13 protein-coding genes are annotated in these 12,091 nt (G+C 41.3%); 10 read left to right on the plus strand and 3 right to left on the minus strand.

The features are described 5' to 3' along the window. Together NBH14_RS20240 and NBH14_RS28855 are read right to left on the minus strand one after the other, a co-directional pair. Positions 1-288: flavodoxin (locus NBH14_RS20240; RefSeq protein ID WP_284705603.1), on the minus strand; the 288-nt coding region annotated here is incomplete at its 3' end. Between the two features lie 158 nt (positions 289-446). Then, positions 447-695 carry an HU family DNA-binding protein gene (locus NBH14_RS28855; RefSeq protein ID WP_436277985.1) on the minus strand — a complete coding sequence of 83 codons (249 nt, stop codon included), beginning with the start codon at positions 693-695 and terminating at the stop codon, positions 447-449. A gap of 233 nt (positions 696-928) precedes the next feature. Here NBH14_RS28855 and NBH14_RS20250 point away from each other — a divergent pair, with 233 nt between their 5' ends. The 5 genes from NBH14_RS20250 (at position 929) to NBH14_RS20270 (ending at position 6,403) form a co-directional block, all read left to right on the plus strand. Next, positions 929-1,570 (plus strand): hypothetical protein, encoded by a 642-nt coding sequence (locus NBH14_RS20250; RefSeq protein WP_128134254.1) that lies wholly within the window; start codon positions 929-931, stop codon positions 1,568-1,570. Between the two features lie 5 nt (positions 1,571-1,575). Next, entirely contained in the window at positions 1,576-2,310 is a 735-nt protein-coding gene (locus NBH14_RS20255) for a DUF3307 domain-containing protein (RefSeq protein WP_186961009.1), read from the plus strand. A gap of 66 nt (positions 2,311-2,376) precedes the next feature. Beyond that, entirely contained in the window at positions 2,377-3,828 is a 1,452-nt protein-coding gene (locus NBH14_RS20260; RefSeq protein ID WP_186961008.1) for a sensor histidine kinase, read from the plus strand. Between the two features lie 17 nt (positions 3,829-3,845). Further along, on the plus strand, positions 3,846-4,529 hold the full coding sequence (locus NBH14_RS20265) for a response regulator transcription factor (RefSeq protein WP_186961007.1): 684 nt from the start codon (positions 3,846-3,848) through the stop codon (positions 4,527-4,529). A 131-nt stretch (positions 4,530-4,660) separates the two neighbouring features. Next, positions 4,661-6,403 (plus strand): SUMF1/EgtB/PvdO family nonheme iron enzyme, encoded by a 1,743-nt coding sequence (locus NBH14_RS20270; RefSeq protein ID WP_186961006.1) that lies wholly within the window; start codon positions 4,661-4,663, stop codon positions 6,401-6,403. A gap of 30 nt (positions 6,404-6,433) precedes the next feature. Here the strand turns inward: NBH14_RS20270 and NBH14_RS20275 are convergent, their stop codons facing one another. Beyond that, on the minus strand, positions 6,434-6,688 hold the full coding sequence (locus NBH14_RS20275; protein ID WP_128134250.1) for a TIGR03905 family TSCPD domain-containing protein: 255 nt from the start codon (positions 6,686-6,688) through the stop codon (positions 6,434-6,436). Positions 6,689-6,768: 80 nt separating this feature from the next. Between NBH14_RS20275 and NBH14_RS20280 the strand changes: the two genes are divergently transcribed. From NBH14_RS20280 to NBH14_RS20300, 5 genes are all read left to right on the plus strand, one after another. Continuing rightward, entirely contained in the window at positions 6,769-8,076 is a 1,308-nt protein-coding gene (locus NBH14_RS20280; RefSeq protein WP_186961005.1) for a bifunctional folylpolyglutamate synthase/dihydrofolate synthase, read from the plus strand. 24 nt (positions 8,077-8,100) lie between these two features. Then, the gene (locus tag NBH14_RS20285; RefSeq protein ID WP_186961004.1) at positions 8,101-9,537 is read left to right on the plus strand and encodes an MFS transporter; all 1,437 of its coding nucleotides are present in this window, start codon (positions 8,101-8,103) and stop codon (positions 9,535-9,537) included. A 418-nt stretch (positions 9,538-9,955) separates the two neighbouring features. Continuing rightward, a complete protein-coding gene (locus tag NBH14_RS20290; RefSeq protein ID WP_007656255.1) occupies positions 9,956-10,465 on the plus strand; it encodes an RNA polymerase sigma factor in 510 nt (169 codons plus the stop codon). 244 nt (positions 10,466-10,709) lie between these two features. After that, positions 10,710-11,519 carry a 4-(cytidine 5'-diphospho)-2-C-methyl-D-erythritol kinase gene (ispE, locus tag NBH14_RS20295; RefSeq protein ID WP_128134248.1) on the plus strand — a complete coding sequence of 270 codons (810 nt, stop codon included), beginning with the start codon at positions 10,710-10,712 and terminating at the stop codon, positions 11,517-11,519. Further along, positions 11,516-12,091: a class I SAM-dependent methyltransferase gene (locus NBH14_RS20300; RefSeq protein WP_186961011.1), complete on the plus strand. Its 576-nt coding sequence runs from the start codon at positions 11,516-11,518 to the stop codon at positions 12,089-12,091. The genes ispE and NBH14_RS20300 overlap by 4 nt, the downstream gene beginning before the upstream one ends.

Raw genomic sequence — 12,091 nt, forward strand, 5'->3', positions numbered from 1 at the left:
AAGATTTTCCGGTTTAGATTTTAATGCAGGACGTGATTTAGCATCTGACATCTCTACACTGCTACGTGAAGACTTATCATGCCAATCCAAATCAGCAGTGACGTATTCTTTTTCTGGTTGTATTTCGTAGAGCGTTCCACCTGTAACTTCTACAATCAACTTCGCTGCTTTCTCCGTCGTTCCTGTTGCCGAAAAATAAGCAACCAATGTCTTATCACTTTGCGTCTGTGCATTTATGGGGATACATAACATCATGATCACTACCATAATCATACCTTTAACCTTCATTGCTGTCATATGTAATTCTTATTTTTATTGTTATGACACAAAATTACAGAATAGTATTCAATATAAAAGTATATAAATCACTGATTATCTAACCCAAATTACTGATCGTAAACCGCCAGCATATACGATTGTATTATTATTTATTTTTCAATAGCTCTTCACCCTCCGCAAAACTCCACCACCGTCATCTTCCCTGCCAACACCAGCACCTCTTCATAGGCAATCTCCCCTTTGCCGATATGCCCGGCCAACGTACCGATCTTTCCGCAAATCTGAAAACAAAACTTTCCGGGTTTGAACTTGACACTTGTACGTGCCGGTATTGCACAAGCGATACCGGTACGGGGATTACGGCCGATACGCTCTTTTTGCAACCACGGAATAAAAGTACCGAAAACTTGAAGCAAACAGGATTATTCTGTTTCATTGCAATCCGCAAAGGATCAGTTAGAAAGTAATTGAAAAGAGTATTTCCGCCTGGAACTTTCCATAATCGATCGTTTCAACAAGAATCAACCTATTCCGGTTGTTTTTCCCAAATCAACCCAAACAGGTTGTTTTTATTAAATCAACCCAAATAGGTTGTTCTTTTAATAAATATCAGTATATTTGCTTCCGGATAAAACCTTTCCATAAATATATGAAAATAAAAGGAGTAATTACAGGAGATATCATTCAGTCTACTCACATAAATCCAGCAGACAGAAATCTATTGCTGGACACTATTCAGGGTATTATACAATGCACCCGAAAATGGGGAGAGAACCGACTGGATATCTATCGCGGCGACAGCTTTCAAATACTAGTGGACAACCCCATACAAGCATTAAGGATTACTCTGTTGATACGAGCTGGATTGCAGGCTAAGTCACCCACCGCTTTCCGATGGGACGCACGGGTTGCATTAGGTCTGGGAACAATTGATTTTGAAAGAGAACAAAGTGTAATCGAATCCGATGGAGAAGCTTTCCGTAACTCCGGTTGGGAGTTTGATAAATTAGGCCGTTCAAAAAAGCTGGCAATCAGAACTCCCTGGGAAAACTTCAATGAAGAATTTATAGTCAGCACCGCTTTGGTTGACGATATTGTTTCGAATTGGACGATCACACAGGCTCAGGCAATATTTTTGTTTCTATCAACCGGTAAAACACAAAAAGAGATTGCCGATGATTTACAAAAATCATCACAAGCAATCAGTAAACTATTAATTGGGGGAAAAGTAAACTTAATAGAACTTTACCTGAATCGCTATGAACAATTGACAACAACCTTAATACAATAATAATTATGGAATTAACAGACCTGAATCTTTTACTAAAACTATTATTCTCCCATTTGATTGTAGATTTCATTTTACAAACAAATAAAATTGTAAGAAAAAAACGGGAAGGTAAATACCAATATCATATCATCCACAGCCTGACACAAGCCTTGGTTACTTATATTGTTGCAGGACTATGGAATTGTTGGTTCATCATTCCTGTTATTTTCATAACACATTTCGCCATCGACTTATGGAAAATCACTCAGAAAGAGAAACTATATTCATTTATCATAGATCAGGTCTTACACATCCTGGTACTTTGTACGTTATGGGTGGTAATAACCAAACAATATGCAGCTGTCGGAGATATACTTCAAAACATTATGAAATGTGACAAATGTTGGATATATCTGATCGGTTATCTGCTTATACTAAAACCTGCATCTATATTCCTCGGACTGTTCACCAAAAGATGGAGAGATAAAGGTAACGTATCTGAAAGTCTTCAAAATGCAGGTCAATGGATTGGCTATCTCGAACGAATATTGATTATAACTTTTATATTGATTGGAAAAATTGAAGCAATAGGATTTCTTCTAGCGGCCAAATCTATTTTTCGATTTGGAGAATTGAGTAAAAGTAAAGAAATCAAAACTACTGAGTATGTTCTGATCGGGACACTTGCCAGTTTCACCATTGCCATAATTATAGGGCTTATTATGAATTGGCTTTCTACTCATCCGGGAAGTGTTATTTAGTCTTATCATACCCCCGAAACTCCCGAACTTATCCATTACTTTTGTCTGAAAGAAGAGGTTTTAGACATGAAAACAAAATTAAGCTTCAAGATTATAGCCGCATTGATCAGTATATCACTGGCGGCACTGTTGTTCTCGCAGGGATACTGGCTGAAAGGATTGTATGACTCGACCTGGATACAAATCAATGGTAACATAGAGGAAGCTATGCGTATGGCTGATTATAAGGAAATATTTATCCGCATCGACGAATTGACCCAAGGAGAAACCCATGGAGAGATAAGTCAAAGTTTTACCTTTTCAAAAGAAGAGAATGAAGAAACTGAAAAAGCAGGAATGATGGATACTTTTGCCGTCCATACGGATAAGAATCCATTCAAAAATAAGGATATATCTAAATCGCTGAATGAATATCTTAGTTTGCTTACCGACCTGGAAGGGCAAATACAACAAGCCCTCCACATGAAAATAGATTCACTCATGCCAGTCAACTATAATAAATACGACAGCCTCCTTTCCATAGAACTCAAACAGCTTGATATTTTTGTACCTCACAAGCTGGAAGTCGTACAATTGGTCGACAGCTTGCCGAAGGTAGTAATGAGCATCCAGTCCACCGACTCTGTTATTGCGACAGAGAACTGGGATAAAGCCTCCCAATTCAACTATCCGATCTCTACACAATCGGAGCAATATTACCGATTAACATTAAAAACTCCTTTTCAACTGGTATTCAAACAAATGGCAGGAATACTCATCTCCTCCCTCCTGCTCGTGATCCTGATCCTGATAGCATTTATCTATCTGATCCATACTATTCTCCGGCAAAAAACCGTAGAAGAATTGAAAACGGACTTCACCAACAATATGACACACGAACTGAAAACACCGATCTCCGTTGCTTATGCGGCCAACGACGTATTACTCAATTACGACAACAACGCCAACGAGAAACAAAAGAAATACCTCGGAATTATCCGTGAACAACTGACCCAGCTAAGCGGCCTGGTCGAACAGATCCTTACGCTTTCGGTAGAGAATCGCAATACATTCCGTCTGAAACAGGAATCGATTCCTATCACGGATATCATTCCCCCGCTCATTGAACAACATAAGTTAAAGGCCGGTAAGCCTGTCAACTTCACCGTAAATATCCCGAACAACATTGCAGTATTTGCAGACCGCACGCATTTCTATAATATGTTGGGAAACCTGATCGATAATGCCGTGAAATATTCGGGAGACAAACCTTATTGTAATATCTCCATACAGGCAGAGACACAGACAAACGGGATCCGTATCTCCGTTACCGACAACGGAATCGGTATCAGTGAAGCCAGCCTGCCACATATATTCGATAAGTTCTACCGGGTACCCAGTGGTAACCTGCATAATGTAAAAGGATTCGGCCTGGGACTTTATTACGTAAAGGACATGATGAGCAAACACGGAGGATCGGTATCTGTAAAAAGCCAACCGGGCAAAGGAACCACATTTACCCTCCATTTTAAAAACTGAAAAAGAAAAGAAAGACTATGGCAAAGATAAAAGTATTACTGGTTGAAGACGAACCGACCCTTGCAATGATCATCAAAGATACATTGGATGGCGAAGAGTTCGACATCGTGTTGGCAGCCGACGGCGAAGAAGGCCTGGCTCTTTACAAAGAAGTAAAACCGGATATCATTGTAACAGATATCATGATGCCGAAGATAGACGGCTTCACCCTGATACGCCATATCCGCAAGACCGACAGCCAGATCCCTGTCCTTTTCCTTTCGGCCCGTTCAGCAGCGAATGATGTGGTCGAAGGCTTCGAACTGGGCGGTAACGATTACCTCAAAAAGCCCTTCGGCATGGCCGAGTTGATCATCCGTATCAAAGCCCTGCTGAATAAGATCACCGTCCGTAAAGAAGAAAAGTCGACCTTCAACCTCGGACAATATACATTCGATTCCATCACGCAAACCCTGCAATACTGTGGAAAAAAGCAACTGTTAAGCAACCGCGAGTCGGAAATACTCAAACGTCTTTGCGAAAACAAGGATCATGTATTACCGATGAAAGATGTCTTACTCGACCTTTGGGGCGACGACTCTTTCTTTAATGCCCGCAGCCTTCATGTTTTCATTACAAAGCTGCGTCATAAACTATCGGACGATCCCAGTATAAAGATACTGAATGTACGGGGAATCGGTTACAAACTTATTATTGACTAAAAGTGCATTACCTATGGCACAAAAGTGCTACTACATGCGCACAATTGTGCCACAGGCAATGCACAACTATGCCAAGGCAGTGGCATAAGTAAGGAATAACTATAAATGAACCATAGAATATACTGATAAATATGAAAATACTGATAAGCTTGTTACTTCTCTGCTGTACCTCATGGCTAACAGCAAACGACCGGTACGTAATACAAGCGCATATAACAGGCATAAAAGACGGTACTGTCTTCTTTCTGAAACAATTCGATAACCAGCGGATCATCAACTCCATGCGGATCGAAAAAGATGCTTTCCAAATGAGAGGGACCTTATCGGATATTCCCCAGCATTTATGGTTATGTACAACTATTGAAGATGAATTTTATTACTGTGACCTCCTAATCGATAAAGACACTCTATACATCGAAGGTAACCTCTCCGACTTCCCGCACAATCTCAAATACAGGGGAGCTGAAACACATATGGGATATACAAATTATTTAAATAAGACCAGCCAGGTTAACCAAAGAATAGATAGCCTCAACATTATTTCCATGTATTTACATGATTTGAGAGCAAAAAAAGACAAACGTCTTGGTAATAAGAAAATGGCAAAAGCTGCCTTGGAATCTATCAAGAAAGAAATGGCTGCCAAAACTTTCGAACCCCAGACTGACTTGAAGTTACGTATAGCCCAGCAAGAACGGGATTCCATCCGTATTTCATTTATTGAGCATAATATGGACAAATATGCCGGCCAGTTTCTCCTTACCCGTATCATGAAAAAATTATCGCCGGACTCATTACGTCAGTTCTATCGCCTGATCCCGGTAGAGATGAAAAAGACGAAATTCGCCCGCCTCATCAGTAACCAGATCAATCCCTATGCAGATGACTGCATCCGGCAGGCAGACAACCTGCTGTCATTAAGCGGCAGTGCTATTCAAATCAATAAATACACGGAAGAAGCATATAAACTATATGAACAGGGAGTGCGCCTGGACCCGGAACGAACCGACGGATATATTGCCCTGTCAACGATGTACGAACGCCTGCTTCCGCTAAAAGGGGATGAAGCATACGACATATCCATCTCTTACCTCAACAAATTCATCGAAAGTGATGTCAGGGAGGAAGATCGCGAAGAAGCCCGGAAACGGATAAAAGATATAGAATTTCGCAAATGGCTGTCGACCAATATCAATCCGGAAATGATTGAAGTGAAAGGCAGTACATTTACAATGGGATCAACCTATAAAGAAGACAATAATCCACCCCATAAAGTAACGGTTAAAAGTTTTTCCATCAGTAAATACGAAATAACCAATTTCCAGTTTGCCGCTTTTTTAAAAGCTTACGGAAGTCAGGTGGTAAAAGAAGGGCCGGATGCAGGACAACCCTTATATTATGAATGTAACTGGGGAATCGGACAAGGGAAACCGATCCCCGGGTATGAAGCACATCCGGCCATTTATATTACCTGGTACGGAGCACAGGCTTATTGCCAATGGGCGGGCGGACGTCTGCCGACAGAAGAAGAATGGGAATATGCTGCCCGCGGCGGATTATACGGTAAACGCGATCATCTGTACAGCGGAGGGATGGAACTCGACAGCCTGGGATGGTATGCCGGAAACTCGGAAGGCAAACCGCATCCGGTCGGCATGAAGAAACCGAATGAACTGGGCATCCATGATATGAGCGGAAATGTATGGGAATGGTGTTCCGACAGTTTTGAAAAGGATGGCAAACTATATGCTGTCGTACGTGGAGGTACCTGGTTCAACGAACGGGCGAGCTGCCGTCCTACCTGTCATTATTATATTTACCCGGGAAGTAAACATTTCAACAACGGATTCAGGATCGTGAAAGATATCCCTTAATCCGTCGGAAATAAAACCTGGCAACAGGGTTCAACTCAATTTCTTTAGAGCCTGTGCCAGTTGGTCCGGGCAAGAGGTACCCCGTTCACGGCAATCGATGCCCTCCAATCGTTGTATGGCGTCCTGTACTTCCATGCCGACCAGTAATTTTGATAAACCTTGTGTGTTTCCCTGGCATCCGCCTACAATCTGAACTCCGGTAATCACATTGTCTTCAGCGTCAACAATCATCATTTTAGAACATACCCCTCCTGTAGGAGTGTAAGCTATACGTTGTTTACTCATCTCTTTGTACTTTTATATTCACGGGGTGCAAAGGTATAAATAAAATTAAGTACTTTTGCCAATTATAAAAAACTAACAGCATGACTTACGAAGAAACGCTTCACTATCTATATACAAGCATTCCGGTATTTCAGCACAGCGGAGCATCCGCTTACAAGCCGGGACTGGACACCAGTATTGCACTGGACAATTATCTGGAGAATCCCCATAAAGCCTATAAGACAATCCACGTAGCAGGGACAAACGGAAAAGGTTCCGTCAGCCATTTACTGGCAGCGATCCTTCATCAGGCGGGATATAAAGTCGGACTTTTCACATCTCCCCACCTGATCGATTTCCGCGAACGCATCCGTGTCAACGGTAAAATGATACCCAAAGAATATGTAATAGATTTTGTAGAGCGCCATCGTACCACTTTCGAACCACTCAATCCCTCCTTCTTCGAACTGACTTCTACCATGGCTTTCGATTATTTCCGTGCTGAAGAAGTTGATTTTGCCATTATCGAAGTAGGCATGGGCGGACGGTTGGACAGTACCAACATTATCACTCCTATCCTGAGTATTATCACGAATATCAGTCTCGACCATACCCAGTTCCTGGGCGATACGGTAGAAAAGATCGCCTTTGAAAAAGCAGGGATCATCAAACCCAAAGTTCCGGCACTGGTAGGTGAAATATATACCCAAAGCGTTGCACAGGTATTTGCCGATGCAGCTCACAGGAATGAGACACTGGTTTATTTTGCTTCACAGGAAGACCTGCTAAACGAATCATATCTGATGGATACCGGCGAATGGTATTTTGATTCCGTCGAGTACGGACAACTATTCGGTGAATTGGGCGGAGTGGCGCAAGTAAGAAATGCCAAAACTGTACTGGCTGCTCTCAATCTGCTTTACACTCAGGGAATCGATATACCTCAGGAAGCTGTACGCGAAGGATTCGAGCATGTAGTTGAATTCACCGGACTAATGGGACGCTGGCAGGTTTTGCAGGAAAAACCAAAAGTGATATGCGATACAGGCCACAACACCGGCGGATGGCAATATCTGAACATGCAGCTGAAAGAAGTAATGAAGCGTTCCCGTCATACTTATATGATCGTCGGCATGGTAAACGACAAAGATATTAACGGTGTGCTGGACCTGATGCCCCAGGATGCTTTCTACTTTTTTACACAGGCATCCGTTCCACGGGCAATGCCGGCAGCCGAAATTGCCGCCATGGGTATGATGCACGGTCTTAGCGGCGTCACATGCGACTCTGTCGCCATTGCTGTTGAACGGGCGTTAGCCAGAGCCGGCGAAGAAGATACGATCTTTATCGGAGGAAGCACGTTCATCGTAGCCGATGCCCTCCCCCTTTTCATGAAAGAAGACAAATAATACAACTTAATAAAAACAAATATCATGGTAAAACAAATTCAAATGAAATTGAGCGAATCCAAAACGGCACGATGGTCGGTTTTGGCACTCGTTGCATTTACAATGCTTTGCGGTTACTTCATTACAGATATGATGGCTCCGCTTCAGGATTTATTACAAACCCCCGTCATGAGCGGTGGCCTTGGGTGGAGTGGCGATGACTACGGTAAATTTACAAGTGCATACGGCTGGTTCAATGTTTTCCTGTTAATGCTTATTTTCGGCGGTATGATCCTTGATAAGATGGGAGTACGTTTCACCGGTTTAATGGCCACCGGTATCATGCTGGTCGGTGTTTTCATTAAATGGTTCGGTATCTCTCATGATTTCGGTGGTGAAACAGTTTCAGTTTTCGGAACCGAATGGGGTTATCCTCTACTCATTGCCTCTTTAGGCTATGCACTCTTTGGCGTAGGCATCGAGATTGCCGGTATAACCGTATCGAAAATCATTGTCAAATGGTTTAAAGGTAAGGAAATGGCATTAGCAATGGGACTTGAAATGGCGTGTGCCCGTATCGGAACAGGTTTGGCTATCGGTATAACGCCTATTCTGAGCCGGGCTTTCAATAATTCTATCAGTATACCTATCTTTATCGGACTAATCTTATTATGCATCGGATTCCTGTCATTCATCGTATTCGTTGTAATGGATAAAAAACGGGATCAGGAAATTCTCGACGAAGGTGAAGAAGAGGAAGAAGCTCCTTTCCGTGCCAAAGATATCCTGGATATTATTACCCTTAAAGGTTTTTGGTATGTCGCCCTTTTATGCGTATTGTTCTATTCCGCCGTATTCCCGTTTCTGAAATACGCCCCCAGCCTGATGATTAACAAATTCGGTATTGAACCTACTCTTTCCGGAATCATCCCCTCGATCCTGCCGTTTGGTACTATCCTGCTGACTCCGTTCTTCGGCAACCTGTACGATCGGAAAGGGAAAGGTGCCACCATCATGATGATCGGTGCAATCATGCTTGTATGCATCCATTTCACATTCTCTTTACCATTCCTGGATAATTGGTTGGTAGCACTTGTACTGGTTATCCTGTTAGGAATTGCTTTCTCGCTTGTACCTTCAGCCATGTGGCCTTCTGTTCCAAAAATTATTCCGGAAAATAAGTTAGGAACAGCATATGCCCTTATTTTTTGGGTACAAAACTGGGGATTAATGGGTGTGCCTTACCTCATAGGTAAAGTACTCGATAAATACTGTATAACCGGTTATGTCAATGAAAAACCGACTTACGATTATACCATTCCAATGATTATCTTTACCTGTTTTGGTATACTTGCACTTCTCATTTCATATCTCCTAAAAAGAGAAGACCGTATAAAAGGTTACGGTTTGGAATTACCTAATATCCAAAAAGATGCAGATAAATATCTGGCTGAAGAGATGATCGGTGAAGGTCAGAGATAAATTCATTATATAAAAAAGACAATCATAAAGAGAGCGATGTCGGTAAATTACATAAATTACTGACATCGCTCTCTTTATTTATAAAAACCCGCATTCGATTTACTCTTGTTTCTTTTAATGATAATTACTATTCTTATCCGATAATTTTCTATATTTGTATTGATTGCTCAAGATTCATTTTATGCCTTGTTGAATAAATCAACACCGAACTTGTAAATGTTAGACATATACAAGCTGCAAACTTGTAAATCCTACTCAGTATCAGACGTTTTTAGCCTATAAATATTAAGATTGAGCGTTAAGTATTAATATTATGCAAAGAATTAGTTTCATTGATTTAAATTACATATTTTTGTATTGTGCTTCAGTATTGAAACACAGCACATAACCGACAATAAACATTCAAAAAGTTAGTAATATGAATGGGATACAATTTCAACAAAAATTATTGAGCTTGCAAGAAAACATGATGAATTTTGCACTTATGCTCACTGCGAACCGGGACGATGCTCAGGATTTGCTACAGGATACTACATTAAAGGTACTAGATAATCAGGATAAATTCGTTGACAATGTTAATTTCAAAGGATGGGTTTTAACTGTCATGCGTAATATTTTCATAAACAATTACCATAAGATTGTGCGTGTACAGACAGTTGTTGACTCAAGTGCAGATTTATATAATCTGGATGTTGTCAATGATTCCGGATTTGATTCACCGGATAAAGCGTATCAAATCAAGGAGATCACCAAAGCGATCAACGGATTGAACGATGATCTGAAGGTTCCCTTCTCCATGTTTTTAAGTGGCTATAAGTATAACGAAATAGCAGAAAAACTTAATGTGCCCTTAGGAACAGTGAAGAGTCGTATCTTCTTTGCTCGTCAAGAATTACAGAAAAGGTTAAAGGACTTCCAAAATATGTAATCCCTCTTCCCTTTCCCAGTATAACATAAAAGCGACTACTATTCATTTGGTAGTCGCTTTTGCTATTTTCAAACAAATGTTTAGCGACCGATAAATTACATGACAACTATTTAATTGAAAAATAAATAAGTTCTTTTCTTTAGATTTATGACAGCTTCGATTATACAAGCTATACGTTACGTTTGTTTATCCTAATTATTTTGCCTACGTTTGTCTAAAAAACAGAATTTAAAGGATCTATTCTATGATTTGTTTTCCTAATGCCAAAATAAACCTGGGACTAAACGTTGTTAGTAAACGGACAGACGGTTATCATAACATCGAGACTGTATTCTATCCTATCCCTGTGAAAGATGCACTTGAAATAGTGAATGCTGAAAAACTATCTTTCACCCAGACAGGAATACAGGTGGATGCTCCCATGGAAAAAAACCTTGTGATAAAAGCACTGAACCTGCTGAAAACACAATATGAAATACCGCCTCTGGAAATCCATCTCCTTAAAGCGATCCCTTTCGGAGCCGGACTGGGTGGCGGATCGGCTGATGCCGCTTTCATGCTTAAATTGCTGAATGATTTCTGCAAACTGGATATCCATGCAGACGAACTGGAAAAAATTGCAGCTTCCATCGGTGCTGACTGTCCGTTCTTTATCCGCAATACACCGGTATTCGCTACCGGAACAGGAAATATATTCGAACCAGTCGAATTATCATTAAAAGGCTATCATTTCTGCCTGATAAAACCGGATGTTGCCGTTTCCACTCCGGAGGCCTATTCATTAGTCACCCCAAAAGTTCCGGCAATCTCACTAAAAGATATTATAAACAAACCGGTTTCCGAATGGAAAAACTTAATGGTAAATGATTTCGAAAAGAGCGTCTTCAGCAAACATCCGGTTATCGGTCGGATCAAAGAAACACTCTACCAGGCTGGGGCCATCTACGCTTCTATGTCTGGGTCAGGTTCCTCCGTATTCGGATTGTTCGAAGCACCGACTCAGTTCAAAGAGCAATTCACCGATTGTTTTGTATGGGAGGGACAATTACCATGAATGTTATAGCCGGTTTCTTTGATGCATTAGCAGATCGCTGGGACGAACTTTGCTATCATGCACCAGAAAAAATCAATCAGATACTGGAACAGACCACTCTGCATAAAGGACTCCGCATATTGGATGTCGGATGTGGAACCGGTGTACTCGAACAGTATCTGTTAACTTATTCGCCAGCCCATATTACAGGAATAGACATTTCGCCGCGGATGATTGAAGCAGCACAAAACAAATATGCTACCCCGATAGTCGATTTCCGTTGCATGGATGTTATGGAACTGAAAGACGAACAGTTCGATTTTATTATTGCCTATAGTGTTTTTCCTCATTTCGAACATCCGGATGAGGTAATCGGCCATCTGGCAGAATTACTTGTCCCGGGAGGTGAACTTGTGATCTGCCACAGCGAAGGGAGGGAAAACATAAACGGACATCACAATAAACAAGCAAACAGAATATCGTTCGGCCTGCCTACGGCTAGGGAAGTTGCCGCCTTGATGGAACCTTATTTTCATATCGAGGCAATGGAAGATACCCACGAACTTTATATGGTCAGCGGAATTCGCTATTAA

Source organism: Parabacteroides caecihominis (genome assembly GCF_023656785.1).
In the GTDB taxonomy this organism is placed as follows: Bacteria; Bacteroidota; Bacteroidia; order Bacteroidales; family Tannerellaceae; genus Parabacteroides; species Parabacteroides segnis.